The sequence below is a fragment of the Cupriavidus sp. F041 genome, from assembly GCF_057814235.1.
This window is the reverse complement of sequence record NZ_JBVASY010000001.1, coordinates 2257955-2282167: the sequence shown is the minus strand read 5'-3', so window position 1 is coordinate 2282167 and position 24213 is coordinate 2257955. Positions and strand designations below refer to the sequence as shown.

21 protein-coding genes are annotated in these 24213 nt (G+C 65.6%); 13 read left to right on the top strand and 8 right to left on the bottom strand.

The features are described from left to right. Positions 1-42: 42 nt before the first annotated feature. A complete protein-coding gene (locus ACZY0R_RS10445; RefSeq protein WP_488858095.1) occupies positions 43-459 on the bottom strand; it encodes a helix-turn-helix domain-containing protein in 417 nt (138 codons plus the stop codon). A gap of 210 nt (positions 460-669) precedes the next feature. On the opposite strand from ACZY0R_RS10445, the gene ACZY0R_RS10440 reads away from it, so the two are divergent. From ACZY0R_RS10440 to ACZY0R_RS10425, 4 genes are all read left to right on the top strand, one after another. Then, positions 670-1674: a 5'-nucleotidase gene (locus tag ACZY0R_RS10440; RefSeq protein WP_488858276.1), complete on the top strand. Its 1005-nt coding sequence runs from the start codon at positions 670-672 to the stop codon at positions 1672-1674. Continuing rightward, positions 1671-1988, top strand: a complete 318-nt coding sequence (locus ACZY0R_RS10435) for a YnfA family protein (protein WP_441634969.1) — start codon at positions 1671-1673, stop codon at positions 1986-1988. The genes ACZY0R_RS10440 and ACZY0R_RS10435 overlap by 4 nt, the downstream gene beginning before the upstream one ends. Before the next feature lie 203 nt (positions 1989-2191). Beyond that, positions 2192-3244, top strand: coding sequence for an RNA-guided endonuclease InsQ/TnpB family protein (locus ACZY0R_RS10430; protein ID WP_488858275.1), 1053 nt, complete (start codon positions 2192-2194; stop codon positions 3242-3244). Between the two features lie 19 nt (positions 3245-3263). Continuing rightward, a complete protein-coding gene (locus ACZY0R_RS10425; RefSeq protein WP_488858274.1) occupies positions 3264-3584 on the top strand; it encodes a hypothetical protein in 321 nt (106 codons plus the stop codon). 73 nt (positions 3585-3657) lie between these two features. Here ACZY0R_RS10425 and ACZY0R_RS10420 read toward each other — a convergent pair whose 3' ends face one another. Next, entirely contained in the window at positions 3658-7218 is a 3561-nt protein-coding gene (locus ACZY0R_RS10420; protein ID WP_488858273.1) for an indolepyruvate ferredoxin oxidoreductase family protein, read from the bottom strand. A 117-nt stretch (positions 7219-7335) separates the two neighbouring features. On the opposite strand from ACZY0R_RS10420, the gene ACZY0R_RS10415 reads away from it, so the two are divergent. The 4 genes from ACZY0R_RS10415 (at position 7336) to ACZY0R_RS10400 (ending at position 11661) form a co-directional block, all read left to right on the top strand. Continuing rightward, positions 7336-8283, top strand: a complete 948-nt coding sequence (locus tag ACZY0R_RS10415; protein ID WP_488858272.1) for a LysR family transcriptional regulator — start codon at positions 7336-7338, stop codon at positions 8281-8283. Between the two features lie 223 nt (positions 8284-8506). Continuing rightward, positions 8507-10027 carry an aldehyde dehydrogenase gene (gene adh / locus ACZY0R_RS10410; protein WP_488858270.1) on the top strand — a complete coding sequence of 507 codons (1521 nt, stop codon included), beginning with the start codon at positions 8507-8509 and terminating at the stop codon, positions 10025-10027. 111 nt (positions 10028-10138) lie between these two features. Continuing rightward, entirely contained in the window at positions 10139-11167 is a 1029-nt protein-coding gene (gene adhP, locus ACZY0R_RS10405) for an alcohol dehydrogenase AdhP (protein WP_488858269.1), read from the top strand. A 65-nt stretch (positions 11168-11232) separates the two neighbouring features. Then, entirely contained in the window at positions 11233-11661 is a 429-nt protein-coding gene (locus tag ACZY0R_RS10400) for a DUF779 domain-containing protein (RefSeq protein WP_488858268.1), read from the top strand. Between the two features lie 273 nt (positions 11662-11934). Here ACZY0R_RS10400 and ACZY0R_RS10395 read toward each other — a convergent pair whose 3' ends face one another. Next, entirely contained in the window at positions 11935-13902 is a 1968-nt protein-coding gene (locus ACZY0R_RS10395) for a sigma-54-dependent Fis family transcriptional regulator (RefSeq protein ID WP_488858267.1), read from the bottom strand. A gap of 226 nt (positions 13903-14128) precedes the next feature. Between ACZY0R_RS10395 and ACZY0R_RS10390 the strand changes: the two genes are divergently transcribed. Then, positions 14129-14536 carry a VOC family protein gene (locus tag ACZY0R_RS10390; protein WP_045235856.1) on the top strand — a complete coding sequence of 136 codons (408 nt, stop codon included), beginning with the start codon at positions 14129-14131 and terminating at the stop codon, positions 14534-14536. Positions 14537-14549: 13 nt separating this feature from the next. Here the strand turns inward: ACZY0R_RS10390 and ACZY0R_RS10385 are convergent, their stop codons facing one another. After that, positions 14550-14810, bottom strand: coding sequence for a hypothetical protein (locus ACZY0R_RS10385; protein ID WP_045235855.1), 261 nt, complete (start codon positions 14808-14810; stop codon positions 14550-14552). Positions 14811-14999: 189 nt separating this feature from the next. On the opposite strand from ACZY0R_RS10385, the gene ACZY0R_RS10380 reads away from it, so the two are divergent. From ACZY0R_RS10380 to ACZY0R_RS10370, 3 genes are all read left to right on the top strand, one after another. Beyond that, positions 15000-15956: an alpha/beta hydrolase gene (locus tag ACZY0R_RS10380; RefSeq protein WP_488858266.1), complete on the top strand. Its 957-nt coding sequence runs from the start codon at positions 15000-15002 to the stop codon at positions 15954-15956. 9 nt (positions 15957-15965) lie between these two features. Continuing rightward, positions 15966-18020: a penicillin-binding protein 1A gene (locus tag ACZY0R_RS10375; RefSeq protein WP_488858265.1), complete on the top strand. Its 2055-nt coding sequence runs from the start codon at positions 15966-15968 to the stop codon at positions 18018-18020. 75 nt (positions 18021-18095) lie between these two features. Beyond that, complete coding sequence (locus ACZY0R_RS10370; protein ID WP_488858264.1) at positions 18096-19355, top strand: arsenic transporter; 1260 nt, start codon at positions 18096-18098, stop codon at positions 19353-19355. A gap of 46 nt (positions 19356-19401) precedes the next feature. Here ACZY0R_RS10370 and ACZY0R_RS10365 read toward each other — a convergent pair whose 3' ends face one another. Genes ACZY0R_RS10365 through ACZY0R_RS10350 form a run of 4 tightly spaced genes read right to left on the bottom strand, consistent with a single transcriptional unit; the run spans position 19402 to position 22918 of the window. Continuing rightward, entirely contained in the window at positions 19402-20673 is a 1272-nt protein-coding gene (locus ACZY0R_RS10365; RefSeq protein ID WP_156176936.1) for an NAD(P)/FAD-dependent oxidoreductase, read from the bottom strand. Between the two features lie 38 nt (positions 20674-20711). Next, positions 20712-21467: an amino acid ABC transporter ATP-binding protein gene (locus ACZY0R_RS10360; RefSeq protein ID WP_488858263.1), complete on the bottom strand. Its 756-nt coding sequence runs from the start codon at positions 21465-21467 to the stop codon at positions 20712-20714. Continuing rightward, entirely contained in the window at positions 21464-22135 is a 672-nt protein-coding gene (gene ehuD, locus ACZY0R_RS10355) for an ectoine/hydroxyectoine ABC transporter permease subunit EhuD (RefSeq protein ID WP_488858262.1), read from the bottom strand. The genes ACZY0R_RS10360 and ehuD overlap by 4 nt, the downstream gene beginning before the upstream one ends. A gap of 6 nt (positions 22136-22141) precedes the next feature. Then, positions 22142-22918 carry an ABC transporter substrate-binding protein gene (locus ACZY0R_RS10350; RefSeq protein ID WP_045235848.1) on the bottom strand — a complete coding sequence of 259 codons (777 nt, stop codon included), beginning with the start codon at positions 22916-22918 and terminating at the stop codon, positions 22142-22144. Positions 22919-23101: 183 nt separating this feature from the next. Here ACZY0R_RS10350 and ACZY0R_RS10345 point away from each other — a divergent pair, with 183 nt between their 5' ends. After that, entirely contained in the window at positions 23102-23896 is a 795-nt protein-coding gene (locus ACZY0R_RS10345; RefSeq protein ID WP_488858261.1) for an IclR family transcriptional regulator, read from the top strand. Positions 23897-24213: the final 317 nt, after the last annotated feature.

Genomic DNA, 24213 nt, shown 5'->3' with positions numbered 1-24213 from the left:
GCATGCCCGGGTAGGGAACGGTTGATGGAACAACCGGTTTCATCAGGTAATACCTGCTCCAGTGAAACAGAAACTCAAGCGACTTTCAGGTCGCACATGAACTCGAATCCCGAACTTCTCTTCGAGTCGTGCCAGCAGTTCCGCGGCCGTCAGCGCCTCCTGCGTCGCCCACATCTTCAACTGCTCAACCTGCGCCGGCGACAGCTTCGACGGCGCACCGCTACGCGGCGCGTCCGACAGCCCCGCCATGCCTTTGTCCAACCAACGATAGCGCCTCTCGTACACCGCCTCCAACGTCAACTCCTGCCGCCTGGCTATCTCCTTGGCTGGCACGCCGTTGCTAAACATCAGAATCGTCCGAGACCTGTCTCGTGTTCTCCAATCACGGCGGCTTCTCGCCAGAACCTCAAGCTCGGTACGTTCTTCCTTCGTCAGTTCCAGCGGCTTCAATACGGCCATCGTCTATGTCGCGGTTCTTGTTCGGCCCGACATTATAGAGATACTTCTTGGGAGGCGCTTATCAAGCAACACTTATGCTCGATAGGCATTCTCAGACGCTTGCCCGCGTCTGAGCGACCGCAACGGAGACTTGGCCCTGATCACGCCCACCCAATCCTCAATGTCGATGTTGGCGCCATAGCGTCGAATCGTCTGCCTTTATACTGCGGCATGGCCTACGATCTCACCGACAAACTCGTCATCGGCATCTCGTCCCGAGCGCTATTCGACCTCGAGCACGAGAACGGCATCTATCAATCCGAAGGCGTGGCTTCCTACTCCGCCTACCAGCGCCAGCATGAGGACGAGCCCCTGCTGCCGGGCACGGCCTTTCCGCTGGTGCAGGCGCTGCTCGGGCTCAACAACCTGATCCCCGGCCGGCGGCTGGTGGAAGTGGTGGTGATCTCGCGCAATTCGCCCGACACCGGGCTGCGCGCGTTCAACGCCATCGAGACCCATCGGCTGGACATCACCCGCGCGGCCTTCACCGGCGGCGAGCCGATCTCGCGATACCTGCAGGCCTTCAAGGTAGACCTGTTCCTCTCGCGCGAAGCCTCCGACGTACAGGCCGCCATCGACGGTGGCGTGGCCGCGGCCCAGCTTTACGCCGCGCCCGCCGACTATCACGCCCCCGCCGGCCAGATCCGCATTGCCTTCGACGGCGACGCCGTGCTGTTCTCGCCCGAGTCCGAGCAGATTTTCAAGCAGAAGGGGCTGGAGGCCTTTACCCGGCATGAGCAGAAACATCGCCACAAGGCCATGGCCGAAGGGCCGTTCGCCAAGCTGCTGCTCCGGCTGGCGGAGATCCAGTCGCATTTCGAGCCGGGACAGTGCCCGGTGCGCATCGCCATCGTGACTGCGCGCAACAGCCCGGCGCACACGCGGGTGGTGCATACCTTGCGGGCGTGGAACGTCAGTATCGACGAGGCGTTCTTCCTGGGCGGGCTGCCCAAGGACCAGGTCCTGCAGGCCTTCGGCGCGCATATGTTCTTCGATGACCAGGAGGGCCATGTGGAACTGGCTTCGGCGGTGGTGCCGTCGGGGCGGGTACCTTATAAGGGCGGCGAACTGGGCGGCGGCAAGCGGCGTACGGCGGCGCGCAAGCGGGTGACGAATGCGGAGGCCGATGCGCCCCCTGCACACACGCCTGAGTCCGCTGCCTCTTCCGTTGAATGAAGACATTCGCCCTTTACCTCGTCACCGCCTGCGCCGAAATCCTCGGCTGCTATCTGCCTTACCTGTGGCTGCGCCAGGGCGCCAGCGCCTGGATCCTGATCCCCGGCGCGCTGGCCCTGGTGCTGTTTGCCTGGCTGCTGTCGTTGCACCCGGACGCGTCCGGGCGGGTCTATGCGGCTTATGGCGGGATTTACATCGCGGTCGCTATCGCGTGGCTGTGGCTGGTGGATGGGGTGCGGCCCAGCCACTGGGATCTGGCCGGGGTGGCGGTTGCGATTGCGGGGATGGCGATTATTGTGTTCCAGCCGCGGTGAGATAAAGCGGGCATGGATGGGTACGAGGCTGCTGGCGCGGCCTCCTATAATGAAGGCCGCGCCCCCCCGCGGATGGCACTTTTTGCTTTGCCGGCCCGCCGTTGCCTAATTCATCAGATTTGCTCCGAGAAACCACGCCATTCATGGCGGGGAGTGAAAGGAGCGCCGCCGCCAGGCGGCATTCCCACGTTAGAATGTGCGGCATGATTCTTGTCTACCGCTACCGGGTGAAGTCGCTCAACGGCCTGCTCAACAAGCAGAGCCGAGCGGTGAACTACGTCTGGAACTTCTGCAATGACACGCAGAAGCACGCGCTCAAATGGGGTAAGAAGTGGCCGAGCGGGTTCGATCTGAACGTGCTGACCACCGGCAGCAGCAAGGAGCTCGGCATCCATTCCGGCACGGTCAACGCGACGTGCGAGCAGTACGCGAAATCGCGCAGCCAGCATCACCGTCCTTACCTGCGATACCGTGGCGGCAAGTGTCTCGGATGGGTGCCCTTGAAGGGCCGCGATCTGAAACGAGAGGGCGAGGCGTTTCGCTTTGCCGGAAGTACCTTTCGCGTGTTCAACAGCCGCCTGTTGCCCGAAGGCAAGATCAAGGACGGCACAAGCTTTGCGCAGGATTCGCGCGGGAACTGGTTTCTCAACATCGTGATCGAAGTGGCTGATGTGCCGGCACGCCCGATTCAAGCTGGCGTCGGCATCGACCTTGGTTTGAAGGACTTCGCCACGCTCTCGACCGGCGAGAAGCTTTCCAATGACCGGTTTGGCCGGCATGCCGCCGAAAGACTGGCCAAGGCGCAGCGTGCGCGAAAGCACAAGCGGCATATCGCCAAGCTGCATGCCAAGGTGGCGAATGCCCGCGCCGACTTCCAGCACAAGCTCGCGCTCGATCTCGTCCGGCGCTTCGATTACATCGCAGTCGGCAACGTGTCGGCTTCGAAACTCGCCAAAACCAGGATGGCGAAGAGTGTCTACGACGCATCCTGGTCGTCCTTCCGGGACAAGCTCCGCTACAAAGCGATTGCGCACGGGGCCACGTTTGAGGAAGTGAACGAAAGTGGTTCTACCCAGTCCTGTTCGGCGTGCGGTTCGAAAGACAGCACGACGCGCCCGAAAGGTATCGCAGGACTGCGAATAAGAGAGTGGACCTGTAGTCGCTGTGGTGTCGTGCATGACCGTGATACCAATGCTGCGCTGAACATTCTCCGATGCGGACGTGCATCGCCAGGTGTGGGAATCCCCTGCCTTTAAAGGCAGGGGAGGACGTCAAATGATGACCTTGATTGAGGCGTTCGGTCTTGTCGAACGTCTGCCTGCCAGAGAACGCCTTATAGTTGGCCGCCCGGACGAGAATCGCACGTACTGGTCCTCCGGGAGCATTGAGAGCGCGGACCTGGTGAAAGACCTTGACCCGAGCGTTATTCAAGCCGTCGACGAGTTCCGCGCTGGCAACGGCAATCTCAGGGTGATCATCTTCAGAAAAGACGATGCCGTCGATCTCGTGGTGGCGATGGGCGTCGACTCCCTGGACGCCATTGCAGATGCGCTTGCGATTGCCGATCAAGAGCGCGCGCGCCGCCGCACTCGCTGACCGGCACGGTGCATCCGGGCTGGCGCTCGCCATCCTTGCCGCGCGCCAGCCCATCATCCGCACCCGGGGCCGCTCAGGCCGCCGCGCGCACCGCCTCCCCCCGATACCGGGCCAGCAGCTCCGCCCGGCGTGCCGCCACTTTTTCCATATTGGCTTCCTTGACATGCCCGAAGCCACGGATGTCGTCGGGCAGACTGGCCAGCGCCACCGCCGTGTCCAGGCGATCGGCGCTCAATGTGGTGCCCATCTCTTCCACCATGGCGATGTAATCCTCGACCAGCTTGCGCTCCGCGCGCCGCTCGGCGGTCTTGCCGAACACGTCGAAAGCGGTGCCACGCAAGCCCTTGGCGCGTGCCAGCAAACGGAAGGCGGTCAGCATGGCCGGGCCAAAGCGGCGCTTGACCAGGTGGCCATGCGAGTCCCGCTTTGCCAGCAGCGGGGGGGCCAGGTGGAAGCTGAGCCGGTAGTCGCGGCCAGGCTCGCCTTCGAACTGCGCGCGCAGTTTGTCCAGGAAGGCGGGGTCGGCGTACAGTCGGGCGACCTCGTACTCATCCTTGTAAGCCATCAGCTTGGCCAGGTTGCGCGCCACGGCTTCGCTGAGCGGCAGGCGGGCATTGGCACCCACGCGCTTCTCGGCGGCGCGCACGGCGTCGACCACGGCGCGGTACCGGGCGGCGTATGCCGCGTTCTGGTAGGCCGTGAGCAGGGCTTCACGCTGGCGGATGACGCTATCGAGCGTTTCCGGCATGGCCACCACCTGCGCGCGCGGTGCCATCTGCAATTGCGCGCTCAGCGCCGCTTCGCCATGGTGCGCCAGATAGCGCCCCCAGTCGAAGGCCAGCAGGTTCTTCTCGACCGACACGCCGTTCAGCTCGATGGCCCGCACCAGGCTCTCGCGCTGCAGCGGCACCCAGCCTTTCTGCCAGGCAAAGCCGAGCAGCAGCGGATTGGAGTAGATCGAATCGGCCAGCAACTTCACGGCCCAGGCATTGGCGTCGATAAAGGCACACGCCTCGCCGACGCTGGCGCGCAGGTCTTGCTCGGCCGAGGCGCCAGGGAATTTCCAGTTCGGGTTCTTGATGAAATCGGCGGTGGGCGTGTTGGCGCTGTTGATCGCGGCCGCCGTTACGTCGACCCGGGTCTTGGACAGGACTTCGGGCGAGGCCGAGACGATGGCGTCACAGCCGATCACCAGCCGCGCCTCGCCGGTGGCGATGCGGGTAGCATGCAGCGCGGCTGGAGTTGGCGCGATCTGCACATGGCTGATCACCGCGCCACCCTTCTGCGCCAGGCCGGCCATGTCGAGCACGGTCACGCCCTTTTGCTCCAGGTGGGCAGCCATGCCGAGCAGGCCACCGATGGTGACCACGCCAGTGCCGCCGACACCCGTTACCAGCACGCCGTAGGGCCGTTCCAGCGTGGGCAGCGCCGGCTGCGGCAGCGCGCTGAAATCGGCGCCCGCGCCCTTGCCGCCCGCCGCGGCCGGCTTGCGCACCTGAGCGCCTTCAGCCGTGACATAACTCGGGCAGAAGCCGTTGACGCAGGAGAAGTCCTTGTTGCAGGAGGACTGGTTGATCTTGCGCTTGGTGCCCAGCGGCGTTTCCAGCGGCTCCACCGACAGGCAGTTGGACTTGACCGAGCAGTCGCCGCAGCCTTCGCAGACCGCGTCGTTGATAAAAGCACGCTTGGCGGGATCGGCCATGGTGCCGCGCTTGCGGCGGCGGCGCTTCTCGGTGGCGCAGGTCTGGTCGTAGATCAGGATGGTGACGCCGGCGGTGTCGCGCAGCTGGACCTGGATGTCGTCGAGCTGGTCGCGGTGATGCACCGTGACGCCGCCGGGCAACATGCTGCCGTCGCCGTATTTCTCCGGCTCGTCCGTCACCACCACGATCTTGCTGGCGCCTTCGGCCAGCACCTGGTGCGCAATCTGCGGCACGGTCAGCACGCCGTCCACGGGCTGGCCGCCGGTCATCGCCACGGCGTCGTTGAAGAGGATCTTGTAGGTGATGCAGGCCTTAGATGCGATGGCCGCGCGGATCGCCAGCAGGCCCGAGTGGAAGTAGGTGCCGTCGCCAAGGTTGACGAACACATGCTTCTCGCCGGTGAAATGCATCTGGCCGGTCCACGCCACGCCTTCGCCGCCCATCTGGCTGAAGGTGTCGGTATTGCGGTCCATCCACATCGCCATATAGTGGCAGCCGATGCCGGCGAGCGCACGCGAGCCTTCGGGCACGCGGGTGGACGTGTTGTGCGGGCAGCCCGAACAGAACCAGGGCTTGCGCTCCACCGAGATGCGCGGGCGCGCGGCTTCGCGCTCCTTGGCCTCGATCAGCGCCACGCGCGCGGCGATGCGTTCGCGCACGTCGGACGGCAGGTCGCTCTTCTCCAGCCGGGTGGCGATGGCCTTGGCGATCAGCGCCGGCGATAGTTCATAGTGCGCCGGCAGCAACCAGTTGCCGCGCGGCAGCGACCATTCGCCGCCGTGGTTGCCGCGCTCGTCGAACTTGCCATAGACCTTGGGGCGCACGTCGTCGCGCCAGTTGTAGAGTTCTTCCTTGAGCGCGTATTCGAGGATCTGGCGCTTTTCTTCCACCACCAGGATCTCTTCCAGGCCGGTGGCGAAGTCGCGCGCGTCGTGCGCGTCCAGCGGCCACACGCAGCCCACCTTGAACACGCGGATGCCGATGCGACGGCAGGTGTCGTCGTCCAGGCCGAGGTCCGACAGCGCCTGGCGCACGTCGAGGTAGGCCTTGCCGGCGGTCATGATGCCGAAGCGCGCGTTGGGCGAATCCAGCACCACGCGGTTGAGCTTGTTGGCGCGGATATAGGCCAGCGCCGCATACCACTTGTGGTCGAGCAGGCGGGCTTCCTGCGCCAGCGGCGGGTCGGGCCAGCGGATATTGAGGCCGCCCTCCGGCATGGCGAAGTCCTCCGGCAGCACGATCTTCACGCGGTCGGGATCGACCTCGACCGAGGCGGTGGATTCCACCACGTCGGTCACGCATTTCATCGACACCCACAGGCCGGAGTAGCGGCTCATGGCCCAGCCATGCAGGCCATAGTCGAGGTATTCCTGCACATTGGACGGATACAGCACCGGGATGCCGGAAGCCAGCAGCACGTGTTCGGACTGGTGCGCCACCGAGGATGACTTGGCGGCGTGGTCGTCGCCCGCCAGCACCAGCACGCCGCCATGCTTCGACGAGCCGGCGGAATTGGCGTGCTTGAGCACGTCGATGGAGCGGTCCACCCCCGGGCCCTTGCCGTACCACATCGAGAACACGCCGTCGCGGGTGGCGTCGGGGAACAGGTTGACCTGCTGGGTGCCCCACACGGCGGTGGCCGCCAGGTCCTCGTTCACGCCGGGCTGGAACACCACGTCACTGGCGGCCAGGTGCTTCTTGGCCTTCCACAGCGCCTGGTCCACCCCGCCCAGCGGCGAGCCGCGATAGCCCGAGATAAAGCCGGCGGTATTCAGCCCGGCAGCGCGGTCGCGCGCCTTTTGCAGCATGGGCAGGCGCACCAGCGCCTGGGTGCCGCTGAGATAGACGCGGCCTTTTTCCAGGGTGTATTTGTCGTCGAGGGTAACCGACGCCAGGGCATCTTGCTGGGCTTGGGATAGGGGGGCATTCATCGATGCTGTCTCCGTACGCTCTTATGGGGCTGGAGCTGAGTGTAGGAAGGTGCGCCGATATCGTAAAATCACGAATTCAGAGAGCTGGTATCTGAAAAACGCATAGCAGGAGCGCACATGGCGAAAGAACGGCACGGCAAGGAAGATGGCGGGCAGCGCATTGCCAAGGAAATCACCTTGCGGCAGTTCCGCTACTTCGCCGCGGCGGCGGAAACCGGGCAGTTCTCGATGGCGGCCACGGCCGAGCATGTGTCGCAATCGGCCATTACCAATGCCGTGCTGATGCTGGAGCAGCAGCTCGGCGTGCGCCTCTTCGATCGCTTGCCGCACGGCGTGGCACTGACGGCGGAGGGCCACCGGCTACACCAGCGCGCTCGCCAGATCCTCGACGCCGTGCAGGACACCCTGCGCGAGCCGCGCTTCCAGGCGCACAACCTGCAGGGCAAAGTCCGGCTGGCGGCGTCCTATACCGTGCTGGGCTACCTGCTGCCGGGACTGCTGGCGCGCTTCCGCACCAACTATCCGGATGTGGATTTCGACCTGCACGACATGGACCGCCCGGGCATCGAGCAGGCCGTGCTGTCCGGGGAGATCGAGCTGGGCATCGGCCTGCTGTCCAATATCGAGAAGCTGCCGCGGTTTGCCCACCACACGCTGATCCGCTCGCGGCGGCAGCTCTGGGCTTCGCCGTCGCACCCTTTGCTGGCACTGCCCCGGCTGACGCTGAAGGATATCGCGGCGCACCCCTACATCCTGCTCACGGTGGACGAAGGCGAGCGCTCCACGCTGCGCTACTGGCGCAGCAAGCGGCTCGCGCCGTCGATCGCGTTTCGCACCAGTTCGATGGAAGCGCTGCGCGGCCTGGTGGCGCACGGCTTCGGCGTGACCGTGCTGTCCGACATGGTGTACCGCCCGTGGTCGCTGGAGGGCAGGCAGATCGAGGCAAGGCCGATTGCCGACGGCGTGCCGGACATGGAAGTCGGGCTGCTGTGGCAGCCCGGGTGCAAGCTGGAGAAGGCGGCGGACGCCCTGCGCGAGTTCCTGATCCACACCAGCGGCAGCTGACTGCGCCGCATCGCCACACCTGGTGTTCCAGATTGGAACACCGCCTCGCGCCGTGACACATCGGCTACAGCCGGCATCGCCCGGCCAAGCGCCGTCTTTGCCCGGTTTCTGGCGTTCCCGCTCCGGAATGTCCGTCGGGCACAGCTCTTGCGGAAGGATATCCGTGCGCAAACAAAGCGGCACGACACGCAGTACAGAGCGAAATCACGAATCGGAGCGAGACATGAACATGGCGGAAATCGCCCAGCTGGGCGTTGCGTATCCCTACAAGGAACAGTACGAGAACTATATCGGCGGCGCCTGGGTGGCCCCGGCCGATGGCCAGTACTTCGAAGCCATCTCGCCGGTCACCGGCAAGACCTTCACGCGCGTGCCGCGCTCCAACCAGAAGGACGTGGATGCCGCGCTCGACGCCGCGCATCGCGCCAAAAGCGCCTGGGGCCGTACCTCCGTCACGGAGCGCGCCCGCGTCCTGAACCTGATCGCCGACCGCATCGAGGCCAACCTGGTCACGCTGGCGGTGGCCGAGACCATCGACAACGGCAAGCCCATCCGTGAAACCACGGCGGCCGACCTGCCGCTGGCGGTAGACCACTTCCGCTACTTCGCCGGCTGCATCCGTGCGCAGGAAGGCGGCATCTCCGAGATCGACCACGACACCGTGGCCTATCACTTCCATGAGCCCCTCGGCGTGGTCGGCCAGATCATCCCGTGGAATTTCCCGCTCCTGATGGCCACCTGGAAACTGGCGCCCGCGCTGGCCGCCGGCAACTGCGTGGTGCTCAAGCCCGCGGAACAAACCCCGGCCTCGATCCTGGTGCTGATGGAAATCATCGGCGACCTGCTGCCGCCGGGCGTGCTCAATGTGATCAACGGCTTCGGCCTGGAAGCCGGCAAGCCGCTGGCATCCAGCACGCGCATCAGCAAGATTGCCTTTACCGGCGAGACCACCACCGGCCGGCTGATCATGCAGTACGCCTCGCAGAACCTGATCCCGGTCACGCTGGAACTGGGCGGCAAGTCGCCGAACATCTTCTTCGAGGATGTACTGGCCGCCGACGATGCCTACTTCGACAAGGCGCTGGAAGGCTTCGCCATGTTCGCGCTGAACCAGGGCGAAGTCTGCACCTGCCCGTCGCGCGCGCTGATCCAGGAGTCGATCTACGAGCGCTTCATGGAACGCGCGCTCAAGCGCGTGGCGGCAATCAAGCAGGGCCACCCGCTCGACAAGACCACCATGATCGGCGCGCAGGCCTCGCAGGAACAACTGGAAAAGATCCTCTCCTACATCGACCTGGGCAAGCAGGAAGGCGCGCAGTGCCTTATCGGCGGCGAGCGCAACGCGCTGGGCGGCGACCTGTCCAGCGGCTACTACGTCAAGCCCACGGTATTCGCCGGCCATAACAAGATGCGCATCTTCCAGGAAGAAATCTTTGGCCCGGTGGTTTCTGTCACCACCTTCAAGGATGAGGAGGAAGCGCTGGAAATCGCCAACGACACGCTCTACGGGCTGGGCGCCGGCGTATGGACACGCGACGGCGCGCGCGCCTTCCGCATGGGCCGCGGCATCCAGGCCGGCCGCGTGTGGACCAACTGCTATCACGCTTATCCGGCACACGCGGCGTTCGGCGGCTACAAGCAATCCGGCATCGGGCGCGAGAACCATCGCATGATGCTGGACCACTACCAGCAGACCAAGAACCTGCTGGTGAGCTACAGCCCGAACGCGCTCGGCTTTTTTTGATATAGCGCAAAAATGGGCGCATCCGCCCATGCCATGATCGGCAAGGTGCCCGCGCTGCCGGCCTCCCGCCGCGCAGCGCGGGCGTCCTTGCCAACAGCATCAGGAGTCGAGATGACAGCGATGATGAAAGCCGCCGTGGTGCACGAATTCGGCGCCCCGCTCACAATCGATGAAGTGCCGGTTCCGCAACCTGGACGCGGCCAGATCCAGGTCAAGATTGAAGCCTCCGGCGTATGCCACACCGACCTGCACGCCGCCGAAGGCGACTGGCCGGTCAAGCCCACCCTGCCCTTTATCCCCGGCCACGAAGGCGTGGGCTTTGTATCGGCGGTAGGCGCCGGCGTGACCCGCGTGAAGGAAGGCGACCGTGTCGGCGTGCCTTGGCTGTACAGCGCCTGCGGCTATTGCGAGCACTGCCTGCAGGGCTGGGAAACCCTGTGCGAAAAGCAGGAAAATACCGGTTACTCGGTCAACGGCGGCTATGGCGAATACGTGGTCGCCGATCCCAACTACGTAGGGCTGCTGCCCGACAGCGTGGGCTTTGTCGAGATCGCGCCCATCCTGTGCGCGGGCGTCACCGTCTACAAGGGCTTGAAAGTTACCGATACGCGACCCGGGCAATGGGTGGTGATCTCCGGCATCGGCGGGCTCGGCCATGTGGCGGTGCAATATGCGCGCGCCATGGGCCTGCGCGTGGCGGCGGTGGATATCGACGACAAGAAACTCGAGCTCGCCCGCAAGCTGGGGGCCGAGGTCACGGTCAATGCGCGCACGACCGATCCCGTGGCGTTCCTGCAAAAGGAAATCGGCGGCGCGCACGGCGCGCTGGTGACGGCGGTTTCGCCCAAGGCGTTCGGCCAGGCCATCGGCATGGTGCGGCGCGGCGGCACGGTTGCGCTGAACGGCTTGCCGCCGGGAGACTTCCCTACGCCGATTTTCGATGTGGTGCTCAAGGGCATTACCATCCGCGGCTCCATCGTCGGCACCCGCAGCGACCTGCAGGAATCGCTCGATTTCGCCGCTCATGGGGCGGTCAAGGCTACCGTGTCCACCGCGCCGCTGGAGAAGATCAACGAGATCTTCACGCGCATGCGCGCCGGCGATATCGAAGGCCGGGTGGTGATGGACTTTGCTGCCTGAGGTTTGCGGTCTGAACGATCGCCTGAACGATCGCCTGAACGGTCTATAGGCAAGGAGCCCGCCCGATGTCCAACGCTGATGCCAATTCACCCGATGCGGTGCAACGCGTCGTTGCCACCCCTGCCGCGCTTGCGCTGATCGAGCGCTTGCGCGCTCAGCATGGCGCGTTGATGTTTCACCAGTCAGGGGGTTGCTGCGATGGCAGCGCGCCGATGTGCTATCCGGATGGCGAACTGATTATCGGCGATGCCGACGTTTGCCTCGGCGAGATTGGCGGCGCGCGGTTTTATATGACGCGGGCGCAGTTCGAGTACTGGCAGCATACGCGGCTGGTGATTGATGTGGTGGCTGGGTCGGGGGGGATGTTTTCGCTGGAGGGGCCGACGGGGATGCGGTTTTTGACGCGGTCGGAGTTGTTTAGCGATGAGGAGGTGGAGAGGTTGGTTTCTCCTTCTCCTTCTCCTTCAGATTCAAATTCAAATTCAAAGGCTTAAAGTCAAAGGCGGTTTCACCCCCCTGCGGGGGGCGACCTACTTTCTTGTCTTGCCAAGAAAGTAGGCAAAGAAGGCGCGCCGGATGGGGCGACACCTCCCTCGGGATCCGACGAAAAGAGCGGCCGGGACCCAAACTCGCATCGCCTTAAGGCGATACTCAAACATGGGTCCCTCTTTTCCGCTCTTTTCGCCGGATCCCGAGGCGCCCCATACGGCCTGGTACACCTTGACGGCTCGCTTCGCATCGCGTGGGGGCCGCTGGCGGGCCACGCTTCAACTGCCACGCTTCAGCCGTCTGTATATCGTGCTCCGCGACAATCCTAGCTCGCGCGCGGCCAGGCTGATGTTGCCGCCGTGGCGTGCCAGCGCCTGGCGGATCATGGCGGCTTCGCGATCGCGCAGGCGCTCGGGTGCGTCGGTTGGCGTTGCCGGTTCGACGCTGGTTGAATTGGCATCGCCGTCCATCGCTCGCTGCGCATCGCCATACGCCTCCGGCACCAGGTCGTCCGCGAAGTCCTCCGGCAAATGCTCCACCCGGATCTCGTCCTCGCCTTCGGCCATGATGGCCGCGGTGCGCAGCACGTTGACCATCTGGCGCAGGTTGCCCGGCCACGGATGCCGCTGGAAACGTGCCAGCACGTCCGCCGCGATCTGGCTTGGATGCGCACCAGCATGCGCGGCATGGTCCGCCTGCGCGAGCTGTTGCGTCAGGATGCGTTCAACCAGGACCGGCAGGTCGGTGCGGTCGCGCAGCGCGGGCAGAGTGACCGCCAGCGCATTGATCCGGTAGTACAGATCCTCGCGGAACGTACCGACCGCGATCATGGCGCGCAGGTCGCGGTGGGTGGCGCAGATGATGCGCAGATCCACCGGTATCGAGCGGGCGCCCCCCAGCGGCGTCACCGCGCGCTCCTGCAGCACGCGCATCAGCCTTACCTGCTGTGCCAGCGGCATGTCGCCGATCTCGTCGAGGAACAAGGTGCCGCCATGCGCCTGCACCAGCTTGCCCGGACTGCCTCGCCGCCGGGCGCCGGTGAACGCGCCGTCCTCGTAGCCGAACAGTTCCGCCTCGATCAGGGATTCCGGGATGGATGCGCAGTTGACTGCCACGAACGGCGCCGCGCCGCGCGGCGAGTCGCGATGGATGGCGCGCGCCAGCCATTCCTTGCCGGTGCCGGTGCGCCCCAGCACCAGGATCGGGATATCGCGCCCGCGTACCTTGTCGACCCGCTGCAGCACGGCCGCCATGCGGGCGTCGCCGGTATCGAGGGCAGCCAGCGCCGAGGCCGGCCCGGCGGCGGATGTGCGTGCTGCGGGCGCAGCGGGCGCTGTGTGCGATACGCGCCGGGGCGGCGCCAGCAATGCCATCCGCGCGAAGACGAGCACGCGGCTCGGCAAAGTCAGCGTCAGCAATTGCCCGGAGGCCTCTTCGCCCTGCTTGAGCGCGACACCCAGCGGCATGCCGAACAAGGCGGCGAAACTGTGGCGCTCCCTCGAATCGGGCGGCAAGCCCAACTGGAACAGGCCGCTGCGGTTGGCCGCAAGGAAAGTGCCGTCGGCAGCGAATGCCGCCATGCCTTCGAACAGCGTGCCGATGAACTCGGGCCGCGCATGGAAGCGCACCAGCGCAGCGTCGGTGAAATGGGTGGCGAAGAGGTGATTCTCGATCATCTGCGCCGACATCCGCACCAGCGCCATGGTGTGCTTGTGGAAGCCGCGACGATCGCCGCTGACGTCCAGCGCGCCCAGGACCTGGCCAAACGGCCCGGCGATCGGCGCGCAGGAACAGGTCAGCGTGCGGTTGGCGCGCAGGAAATGCTCATCGGCATGGATCACCGTGGGACGGGCCTCGGCCAGCGCCGTGCCGATCGCGTTGGTGCCCTTGCTCGACTCCGCCCACGACACGCCCGGCGCCAGCGCCACGCGCCGGGCCCTGTCGGCGAAATCGCCATCGCCCAGGCTGTGCAGGATCACGCCGCCGCTATCGGTCAGCAGCACCATGCTCTCGGTGTTGGCGATCTGCGCGTGCAAGGTTTCCATGACCGGCAGCGCATGCTTGTAGAGGAGTTGGTTGGCGTCGACCAGTTCGTGCAGCGCGCGCCCCCCTAGCGGGTGGTAGTCCGCCGCATGCACGGCTTCCAGGCCGAAGCCGGAGGAGCGCGCGTGGGCGCGGGCAATCAGGGCGCGGCGCTCCGGATCGTCGTCCGACGCCGCGGCGTGGCTGGCTGGCGTGCTGCTCATGGCGGCAGGTCTCCTGTTCTGGATCCCGGCCAGGCCGGGTCAGGCCGTCTCTGCGCCGGCCTGGCGGGCGGCGTGGCGACCTTGCCGCGAAACCTTATCACAAGCCTCCGGCGTCACGGGCGCAAGCGAGGAAGAAGTCGGGTGTAAAGTACCTGTTTTCCGGCACGCGCGATCGCGCCCCGTCCCGTTCCCGTCTGACTCGTTTCACTCCCGCGAAAGGCGCAAGATGAGTATTGTGATAGACCGCTTCGACCATATCGTCCTCAATGTGAAGGACGTCGAGACCAGCGCGGCGTGGTACGAGAGCGTGCTCGGCATGCAGCGCGAGGACTTCGAATCCCGCACCGGCAAACGGGTCTCGGTGCGCTTCGGCCAGCAGAAGATCAACCTGCGCCCCATCGGCACCGATACCGTGGCCTGGTTCACCGGCACGCATCCCACCGCCGGCAGCGACGACCTTTGCTTCATCACCCGCAACACGCTGGAGAGCGTGATCGCGCACTGGCTGGCACATCGCGTGCCGATCGAGGCCGGGCCGGCGCAGCGCACCGGCGCGCTCGGCCCGATGACCTCGGTGTATTGCCGCGATCCGGACGGGAACCTGATCGAGGTGGCGGCATATCCGGCGCCCTGAGCGCCGGACGGGCTCAGCGCTTGCCGTCGAGCAGGTCGTTGAGGACCTCGTCGAATGCCGCTTGCGCATCTTCCAGCGCCTGCAAGGCGGCATCGAATGTCTGCAGCGCCATCTTTGACGGCTTGCCGCTGCCTTGTGGCGCGAACTGCCCCTGCAGCGCGGCAAATGCCACCTGCACCTGCCGCGTTGCGTTGACTACGCGGTCCATCGCCTGCGCTTCCTCGGCGCGCATTTGTTCGTCGTTCTGGTTGTTCTGGTTGTTCTGGTCGGTCATGCCTTTGGCTCCGTGCGCGGCCGCACCGGCCGCCGTTGATGTGAAGCGTATCGTACAAGAACTTGCTGGGCCAAGCCGGGTCGAATGCCGTGGCCCCGGAAAATCACCAGGGATTCACCACGAAACGCCCCGCATTGCGCTGTCAAGCGAAGCAGAAAAGTCAGGCAGAACAAACCCTCCGAATCCAGCATGCCATCCCATACACGCAAGGCGCTCGCCGCCGTACTGCTGACCGCAGGCGGCTTTACCTGCTACTGGACTTACCTGGCGCTGAACCAGGACCGGCTGCTGTTCGACGCGCGCCGCCGCCCCCCGCGGGAACTGCCCGATGGCATTACCGCGTATTCGCACGAGGTGCCGGGCGGCTTGCTGCGCGGCTACGTCTATGGCACGCAAGGCGTGCTGGACACGCAAACCGGGGAAACCGTGCAGGGCACGAACACGGCGCGCGACCTGCTGTTCTACCTGCCCGGCCGCGGCGAGGACGTGCTGGACACCATGCAGTACCTCCAATGGCTGCCGCAGCGCGTGGGCTTTGCCACCATGGACTACCGCGGCCTGGGCCATTCGGACGGCCAGCCCTCAGAAGCCGCCGCCGTGGCGGACGCCAGCCAGTTCTTGCTGCACCTGCGCCGCATGTTCCCGGGCACGCGCGTGCACGTGGTCGGCCGCAGCCTCGGCACGGGCGTGGCTATCCAGCTGGCGGACCTGCAGGATTTCGAGAGCCTGCAGCTGATCACGCCCTATGACTCGCTGCTGGAGATCGTGCGCAAGCGCTTCCCGCTGGTACCGCTGCGGCAGTTGATGCGCCATCACTTCGATTCGATTTCCCACTGCAAGAAGGTGGTGCAGAGCACCAAGGTGCTGCTTGCCGAGACCGACGAGGTGGTACCGCACGAATGCTCGGAGCGCCTGATCGCGGCATGGCCCGGCCAGGTGGCGCGGCAGACGATGCCGGGCACCGACCACTCCACCATCATCGAGCGCGCCGATACTTGGCGCGCGCTGGCGCAATTCGCGCAGCAGGTCGGCAAACCCGGCACCCGGCCGGCAGCACCGGAAGACTCACAAGACAACGGGGACGGCCTGACAGTGGCGGAAGCCCCGGATGGCGTGGCCGGCTACCCGGTTTTTGCCCCAAGGTAGAATGCGCGCATGAAAAGAGTCGTTGTAAAGGCAGCAAGCGCCGCTCTAGCGCTGGCTGCAGCTTCCACCTTGCTAGTTGGGTTCGCCGCCGTGGTGAGCCTGCGCCAACTCCCCGACGTGGATGCGCTGCGGGATTACCGCCCCGACGTACCGCTGCGGATCTTTACCAGCGACAACGTCCTGATCGGCGAGTTCGGTAACGAGCACCGCGAATTCGTGCCGCTGGATCGCATGCCCAGGCAGATGTCCAATGCCTTGCTGGCGGCGGAAGACGATCAGTTCTACCAGCACGCCGGCGTCGATATCCCCGGGATCTTCCGCGCCGCGCTCGCCAATATCGGCGAGGGCTACGCCCAGGGCGCCTCCACCATCACCATGCAGGTGGCGCGCAATTTCTACCTGTCGCGCGAGAAGACGCTGGCGCGCAAGTGGTATGAAATCCTGCTGGCATGGAAGATCGACCGCTCCCTGCCGAAAGACCGCATCCTCGAACTGTACATGAACCAGGTCTACCTGGGCGAACATGCGTATGGTTTCGGCAGCGCGGCCCAGACCTATTTCGGCAAGCCGCTGGAAGCGCTCTCGCTGGCGGAAACCGCGATGCTGGCCGGCTTGCCCAAGGCGCCGTCGACCATGAACCCGGTAGTCAACTTTCCCCGCGCCAGGCTGCGCCAGCAATATGTGCTGGGGCGGATGCATGCGCTGGGCATGATCTCGCACGATCAGTACCAGGCGGCGCGGTCCGAACGGCTGCAGGTGGCGGGATCCAATGGCGGCCACTTCGGCGGCCACGCCGAGTACGTGGCGGAACTGGCCCGGCAGCTTGCCTACGACCGTTTCGGCGAAGCTGCCTATACCCGTGGCCTGAATGTCTACACCACGGTGTCGTCGGTCAGGCAAAGCCTGGCCTACGAGGCCGTGCACGCAGGGCTCGACCAGTACGGCAAGCGCCACGGCAACGCCCGCGGACAGCAGGCCGCGCTGGTTTCGCTGGACAGCAGGTCGGGCGCCATCGAGGCACTGATCGGCGGTGCGGACTTTGCCACCAGCCGCTTCAACCATGCCACGCAGGCGCTGCGCCAGCCGGGCTCGACCTTCAAGCCCTTCATCTACTCCGCCGCGCTGGAGCGCGGCGTATCGGCCACCACGATGATCAACGACGCGCCGCTGGACGGCTCGTCGCGGTGGCAGCCGGGCAACGACGATGGCCGCTTCCTGGGTGCCGTCAGCGTGCGCCAGGCGCTGGCCGAGTCGCGCAACCTGCCGGCCATCCGCACCCTGCAGGCCATCGGTATTCCCTATGCGGTGGACTACGCCGGCAAATTCGGTTTCTCCGAGCAACGCCTGCCGCGCTACCTGCCGATGGCGCTGGGCACCGGCACCACGACGCCGCTGCGGCTCGCCGCCGCCTATGGCGTCTTCGCCAACGAGGGCTACCGCACCGAGCCTTACCTGATCGAGCGCATCAGCGACGGCGCGGGCAATGTGCTGTTCACCGCGGACAGCGAGCCCCAGCCGCGCCGCGTCATCCCCGAGCGCAACGCCTATGTGATGAACAGCCTGCTGCACAGTGTGGTGACCAGCGGCACCGGCGCCGGGCTGCAGCGCTACCTGCGGCGTGCGGATGTGGCCGGAAAGACCGGTACCACCAACGATTCGGTCGACGGCTGGTTCGCCGGCTATGCCTCGGGCATCGTCACTGTGGCGTGGATGGGTTTCGACGACAACCGCAGCCTGGGCCGGCACGAATTCGGCGCCACCACGGCCCTGCCGATCTGGGCGAACTACATGGAAGGCCGGCTGGCCGGCCAGCCCGAGGCGGAATTCGTGGCGCCGAAAAACCTGGTGCGCAGTGGCGACGACTGGATTTATCCGGAGTATGCGGACGGCAGCCACGGCATCGCAGCGCTTGGTTTCCCGCCGCCGGCACAGCCCGATCCCGCGGCCGAGCCCGTCGGGATGGCCGCCCCTCCCGCGGCCGCCGGACCAGCGGAACCTGTCAGGGCATCCACGTCCCCCGTCCCGCCAGGGACCACGCCCAGTCCGTCGCAGCCCAGCACCTGACGAGCGCGGGGCGCTGCCCCCGCGCACGAATGCAGCCCACAACATCAACAATCACCTGCCGCCTGCGCGCGCCCGATGAACATCTCCCCCTACAGCGGCCCACTGATCTGGGCGGTGGCGGCGGCCACCACCCTTGGGGTCATCATGCGGCCTTTCCGGCTGCCCGAGGCCTTCTGGGCCGTCGCGGGCGCACTGCTGCTGTGCGTGACGGGCCTGCTTGCGGTACCGGATGCGCTGGCCGCCGTGGCACGCGGCTACGATGTGTACCTGTTTCTCGGCGGCATGATGCTGGCGTCCGAACTGGCGCGCAAGACCGGGCTGTTCGACCACGTAGCGGCGGTGGCGGTGCGCCAGGCCGGGGGATCGGCGCGGCGGCTGTTCGTGCTGGTCTATGGTTTCGGCACCCTGGTCACCGTGTTCATGTCCAACGATGCCACCGCGGTGGTGCTGACGCCCGCTGTCCTCGCCGCCACCCGCGCCGCCAGGGTCAGGCATCCCCTGCCCTATCTCTACAGTTGTGCCTTCATTGCCAACGCAGCGAGCTTCGTGCTGCCGATCTCGAATCCCGCCAACCTCGTCATCTTCGGGGCGCACATGCCCACGCTGCCGGGCTGGCTGGCGCGCTTTTCCTTGCCGTCGGCCGTCGCCATCGCCGCGACCTTTGCCGCGCTTTACTGGACCCAGCGCCACGCACTGAAGGAACGCATCGCGACCGACGTGCCGGTGCCGCCCCTGACGATCGAGGCCAAACTGACCGCCGTCGGCATCGTGGCGATGGGCCTTGTGCTGCTGGTGGCATCGTTGCTGGGCGCCGACCTGGGCTGGCCAACCTGCCTGGCCGGCGTGGCGACGCTGCTGCTGGTTTGCGCGCGCTGCCCCGGCCTGTGCCTGCCGGCGCTGCGCGAGATTTCCTGGGGCGTGCTGCCGCTGGTGGCTGGCCTGTTCGTACTGGTGGCCGGCCTGGAGCACACCGGTCTGATCGGGAAACTCGCCCAGCTGGTGCAGGCGCTGTCGCAGCAGTCTCCGGCGGCCAACATATGGGTGACTGGCGGCGCGGTGGCCCTGGTGTCCAACGTGGTCAACAACCTGCCGGCCGGGCTGTTCGCCTCGTCGGCGCTGGCGGGCAGCCATGCCACCACGCATGTCACTGACGCGGTGCTGATTGGCATCGACCTTGGCCCCAATCTGTCTGTCACCGGCTCGCTGGCGACCCTGCTATGGCTGACGGCGCTGCGGCGCGAGGGCCAGATGGTCGGCGCGCTGCAGTTCCTGCGCATCGGCGCGGTGGTGATGCCGCTGGCGCTAGGGCTGGCGCTGGCGGCGTTGCTTCTCTGAGCGCCATCGGCCACGCGCCCTCCCGGCAGGCCTGTTGCCTTGAATGTCAGCCCAGCTTGTCCAGCAGGCTGTACCAGGCCACGCCCGCGGCAATGTAGAAACGCTGGAGGCCATGTAGCGGGATTCTTGTCACTGGCGTGACCGGATAGGGAAAGTCCTCGCCCTTGCCAGCCAGCCGTGCCGCGATATGCTTGCCCAGGCTGGTGCAAAGCGCGATGCCCCGCCCATTGCAGCCCAGGGCCATGACGATGCCCGGCGCGGGTTCATGCACATGCGGCATGAAGTCGCGCGTGATCGCGATGCGGCCCGCCCAGCGATACTCGTATGTGAGCGGACCAAGTTGCGGGAACAGCAATTCAAGCGAGCGCTCCAGGTGGGCGAAGTCCTGTGGCCCGCGCGGATCGGCAAAGAAGCCACGGCCGCCCATCAGCAGGCGCCCATGCGCATCCTTGCGGAAGTACAGCAGCAGGCGCTGCGACGTGGATGCGGTCTCGCCTTGCGTCAGGATGCCTTGCGCATCGGAACCCCGCAGCGGTTGCGTGGCCACGATAAAGCTGTTGGCCGACAGCACCGTTTGCGCGAGACCGGGCCACAGCGGGCCGGTGTAGCCGTTGGTGGCGATCACGACCTGTCCGGCGGTCACGCGGGCGCCGGTGTCTGTCGCTGCCACCCAGTGCGAGCCGTGGCGCTCCAGCGCCGTCACCGCCGTACCGCCGTGCACGGCGGCGCCGGCCCGCTGCGCAGCCCTGACCAGTCCCCGCGTGTAAGCCAGCGGCTGGATGGCGCCGGCGCGGCCATCCAGCCAGCCGCCGGCGAAGGCCTGCGTACCGACGCGCCGCGCTACCGCGGCATGGTCCAGTAGTTCCACCGGTGCCCCGCGGCGCGCCCATTGCTCCGCCCGGGCGTGCATGGCAGGCACCGCAGCCGGCGAATACGAGAGTTGCAGCCAGCCGCTGCGCAGCGGCTGGCAATCGATGCCGTGGCGAGCAATCAGGTCGAACACCAGGTCGGCAGAACGCGATACCGTGTCGATCAATGGCTCGGCGCGCGCGGCCCCGAACAGGCGCACCAGCTCGTCGGGATCGTGCTTGAGCGTGGGATTGACTTGCCCGCCGTTGCGCCCGGACGCGCCCCATCCCGGCTCGCTGGCCTCCAGTACGCACACCCTCGCACCGGTCTCGGCAAGATGCAACGCGGTGGACAGGCCGGTGAAGCCGCCGCCGATGACGAGCACATCGGTCGTCAGCGATTCGTACAACGCCGGTGTGGGCGGCGCGGGCGGTGCCGTGGCAGCCCACAAGGAGGGGGGCAAAGGCATCACCGGAGCCGGACGGTTTGCCGCGAACTGGCTGGAGCTCATAGCGCCAGGTCCCCCGCATCGACCGGCTTGTGCAACACGCGCCGCAGGAAGTCCTGCGTGCGCGCTTGTCGGGGCGCGCCCAGCACCTGCGCGGCCGCGCCTTCCTCGACAATGGTGCCGCTGTGCAGGAAGCACACACGATCGGCCACTTCGCGGGCGAATCCCATCTCATGCGTCACCACGATCATCGTCATGCCCTCGCGCGCCAGATCGCGCATGACTTCCAGCACGTCGCCAACCAGTTCCGGGTCGAGCGCCGAGGTGGGTTCGTCGAACAGCATGGCCTCGGGCCGCATCGCCAGCGCGCGGGCAATGGCCACGCGCTGCTGCTGCCCGCCGGAGAGCTGCGGCGGATAGGCCTGGGCCTTGGCGGCCAGGCCGACTTTCTCAAGCAGTTCCATCGCCTGGGCGCGCGCCTTGTCGCGGCTTTCGCCCTTCACGTACACCGGCCCTTCCATCACGTTTTCCAGCACGCTGCGATGCGGGAAGAGATTAAAGCGCTGGAACACCATGCCCATGCGGCTACGCAGTCGGTGGATGTCCTTGCCGCCACGGTCGACCCGTTCGCCAAAGGCGTGGATCTCTCCGCCTTCGTAGGATTCCAGTCCGTTGATACAGCGCAAGACCGTGGACTTGCCGGAACCGGACGGGCCGATCAGGCAAACTACCTCGCCCGCGTCGACGTGCAGGCTCACGCCGCGCAGCACGTGGTGTTCGTCGAAGTACTTCTGCAGGTTGTCGATACGGATCATGGCTTTCTCCTGCCCGCGCCCAGGCGTTGCTCCAGTCGGCGCAGCCCGAAGACGAGCGGCAGGCTCATCAGCAGGTAGAGCAGTGCCACCAGCGTGTACACAGTCATGTTCTGGAAGGTCGACGAGGCGATCAGCTGGCCGGCACGCGTCATCTCCGCCACGGTGATGGTGGACACCAGCGACGAGTCCTTGAGCATCATCACCAGCGTGTTGCCATAGGGCGGCAGCGAGATACGGAAGGCCTGCGGCAGGATCACCCGGCGCATGACCAGCGCCGGGCGCATGCCCATGGCCTGCGCGGCTTCGCGCTGGCCTGGATCGACAGCCTCGATGCCGGCGCGAAAGTTCTCCGCCTGATAGGCCGAGTAAGCGATGCCCAGGCCGATCACGCCGGCCTGGAAGGCCGTCAGGTGAATCCCGGCATCCGGCAGCACAAAGTAGATGTAGAACAGTTGCACAATGATCGGCAGGCCACGGATCACGTTGATCACGCCGGACGCGCCCCACGACAGCGAGCGTACCGGCGACAGTTTCATCAGCGCCAGAGCCAGCCCTAGCATGCTGCTGAGCAGGAAGGCGAGCACGGTCACCTCTATGGTGACCACCGCGCCCTGCAGCAGGATCGGCAGGAACTCCCGCGCATGCTGGAAGAAATTAGCGGCTTCCATCACAACTCACATGCCCCATTTCTGGACGATGGCGGCGAGCGTGCCATCGGCCTTGATCTTGGCGATGGCCTTGTTGACGCGGGCCAGCGTCTCGGTGTCGCCCTTGCGCACCACCAGGCAAACGTCGCCGACGTTGACCGGCTTGTAGCTGGCGGCCAGCTTGACGCCGGGGAAGGCGTTCTGGCGTAACTGGTAGGCAATGATGGGCTGATCGCCCAGGCCCGCCTTGATGCGGCCCAGGGTCAGGTCGCGCGTCATGTCCGCCACCGAGTCGTAGCTGCGCACTTCCTTGAAGATGCCCTTCTTGTTGAGCATGTCGAGAAAGACCGTGCCCACCTGCGCGCCCACGATCTCGCCCTTGAGTTCGTCGAGCGAGGCATAGGTCTTGGCGTCGTCGCCCTTGACGATCAGGCCCTCCCCGTATGAGTAGACCGGATCGCTGAAGTCCACCACCTGCTGTCGCGCGGGCGTCCTGAGCATGGCGGCCGAGATGATGTCGATCTTGCTGGAAGTCAGCGACGGAATCAGCGCGGAGAAGACCGTCTGCTGCACGTTGACGTTGAAGCCGCCGGCCTTGCCGACGGCAGTGACCGTGTCGACCATCATGCCCTGGATGGTGTTGCTCTTCACGTCCAGGAAGGTAAACGGCACGCCGGTGGCCGTCGCACCGACGTTATAGGTTGGTGCCGAGGTCGGTGCCGTTCCCTGGGCCCAGGCGAACGAAACGGTGCTGGCTGCGCACAGGATTAGTGCGGCGCGACGGGACATGGTGAATCGAGACATGCGGACACTCCTAGCGGAAGGAACAAACGGCGCCCCGGTTAGGGCGACCCACCGACTTATGCAATGAGCATGCCAATTTTCAATTAACCATGCTCGAAATTTAATTGTCGTTAACCAGTATTTGCATTATCGAAATCGATATGCGATTCTATAATTAATAAATAAGCCTTTTACAGCACATGTATGTCAAAACCTGAAGCCAATGACTCCGCTAACCTGCTGTTCAACCAGTCTTTGGAAAAGGGACTTGCCGTGCTGCGCGCGTTCAGCGCGCAGCACCGCACCATGACGATCGCCGACGTAGCCGACGCCGCCGGCATCAACAAAAGTTCGGCCCAGCGCATGGTCTTCACGCTCGAACAACTAGGTTATCTGCGCAAGCATCCACAAACGCGGCGCTACCAGTTGACGCCACGCGTGATGGAGATCGGCTTCAACTACCTGGCCGCCAACCCTCTGATCGAGGTGGCCAATCCGTTTCTCTCAGAACTGACCAAGGTCACCACCGAGACCTCCTGCCTGACGGAGCCGGACCTGCTCGACATGGTCTATATCGCGCGATTCGTCAGCGCACACTTTGTGCCGGTGCATATGCCCATCGGCAGCCGGATTCCGATGTATTGCACCGGCTCCGGGCGCGCCTACCTGAGCGCGCTGCCCGAAGACGAAGCGCGCGGCATGATCGAGCGATCGGCGCGGAACGTGCATACGGTCCACACCCGCACGGAGGTCGACGAAATCGTGGCGATGTTGGGCGAGACCCGGCAGCGCGGGTACGCGGTAAATTGCGAGGAACTGTTCCTTGGCGATATGACGATCGCCGCGCCGGTGATCGGGGGCAATGGCCGCCCGCTGGGCGCGATACACCTTGTCGCGCCCACCAGCCGCTGGACCCGGGAGGAAGCGGAGCGCAAGCTTGGGCCGCTGCTGTTGCAGTGCGCGCGCGCCGTGAGCAGTTCAGCGCGGGCAATGGGGTAGGCGCGGCTCGCGCCGCTGCCAGCGCTGACGGGGGAATCCTTGACGGATCAGAGACTCCCCCGCGCAAGTGTTTTGCGCGGCTTTTTGCCTTGCCGGGAGCAAACCGACTGGCCGGCGCCAAGGCATGGCCGTGGGCCACGGCGGCCGGCGTTTTCCTGGCCACGCCGGGACGGCCGGGGTTGCGGGCTCACGTGGCCATGTAGATGACGATAACGACGACCCCAAGGCCCGCGAGGGTTAGCAAGAGGAAGGCAAGCATCGACGGCAACTGGTGTTGGCGTTTCTCCAGTATGGAACGGCCGGCACAACACTGCCGT

Bases quoted from the DNA above. Each gene is read 5' to 3' on its own strand.
- ACZY0R_RS10445 (WP_488858095.1), bottom strand. From the start codon at position 459: ATGGCCGTATTGAAGCCGCTGGAACTGACGAAGGAAGAACGTACCGAG.
- ACZY0R_RS10440 (WP_488858276.1), top strand. From the start codon at position 670: ATGGCCTACGATCTCACCGACAAACTCGTCATCGGCATCTCGTCCCGA.
- ACZY0R_RS10435 (WP_441634969.1), top strand. From the start codon at position 1,671: ATGAAGACATTCGCCCTTTACCTCGTCACCGCCTGCGCCGAAATCCTC.
- ACZY0R_RS10430 (WP_488858275.1), top strand. From the start codon at position 2,192: ATGATTCTTGTCTACCGCTACCGGGTGAAGTCGCTCAACGGCCTGCTC.
- ACZY0R_RS10425 (WP_488858274.1), top strand. From the start codon at position 3,264: ATGATGACCTTGATTGAGGCGTTCGGTCTTGTCGAACGTCTGCCTGCC.
- ACZY0R_RS10420 (WP_488858273.1), bottom strand. From the start codon at position 7,218: ATGAATGCCCCCCTATCCCAAGCCCAGCAAGATGCCCTGGCGTCGGTT.
- ACZY0R_RS10415 (WP_488858272.1), top strand. From the start codon at position 7,336: ATGGCGAAAGAACGGCACGGCAAGGAAGATGGCGGGCAGCGCATTGCC.
- adh (WP_488858270.1), top strand. From the start codon at position 8,507: ATGAACATGGCGGAAATCGCCCAGCTGGGCGTTGCGTATCCCTACAAG.
- adhP (WP_488858269.1), top strand. From the start codon at position 10,139: ATGACAGCGATGATGAAAGCCGCCGTGGTGCACGAATTCGGCGCCCCG.
- ACZY0R_RS10400 (WP_488858268.1), top strand. From the start codon at position 11,233: ATGTCCAACGCTGATGCCAATTCACCCGATGCGGTGCAACGCGTCGTT.
- ACZY0R_RS10395 (WP_488858267.1), bottom strand. From the start codon at position 13,902: ATGAGCAGCACGCCAGCCAGCCACGCCGCGGCGTCGGACGACGATCCG.
- ACZY0R_RS10390 (WP_045235856.1), top strand. From the start codon at position 14,129: ATGAGTATTGTGATAGACCGCTTCGACCATATCGTCCTCAATGTGAAG.
- ACZY0R_RS10385 (WP_045235855.1), bottom strand. From the start codon at position 14,810: ATGACCGACCAGAACAACCAGAACAACCAGAACGACGAACAAATGCGC.
- ACZY0R_RS10380 (WP_488858266.1), top strand. From the start codon at position 15,000: ATGCCATCCCATACACGCAAGGCGCTCGCCGCCGTACTGCTGACCGCA.
- ACZY0R_RS10375 (WP_488858265.1), top strand. From the start codon at position 15,966: ATGAAAAGAGTCGTTGTAAAGGCAGCAAGCGCCGCTCTAGCGCTGGCT.
- ACZY0R_RS10370 (WP_488858264.1), top strand. From the start codon at position 18,096: ATGAACATCTCCCCCTACAGCGGCCCACTGATCTGGGCGGTGGCGGCG.
- ACZY0R_RS10365 (WP_156176936.1), bottom strand. From the start codon at position 20,673: ATGCCTTTGCCCCCCTCCTTGTGGGCTGCCACGGCACCGCCCGCGCCG.
- ACZY0R_RS10360 (WP_488858263.1), bottom strand. From the start codon at position 21,467: ATGATCCGTATCGACAACCTGCAGAAGTACTTCGACGAACACCACGTG.
- ehuD (WP_488858262.1), bottom strand. From the start codon at position 22,135: ATGGAAGCCGCTAATTTCTTCCAGCATGCGCGGGAGTTCCTGCCGATC.
- ACZY0R_RS10350 (WP_045235848.1), bottom strand. From the start codon at position 22,918: ATGTCTCGATTCACCATGTCCCGTCGCGCCGCACTAATCCTGTGCGCA.
- ACZY0R_RS10345 (WP_488858261.1), top strand. From the start codon at position 23,102: ATGTCAAAACCTGAAGCCAATGACTCCGCTAACCTGCTGTTCAACCAG.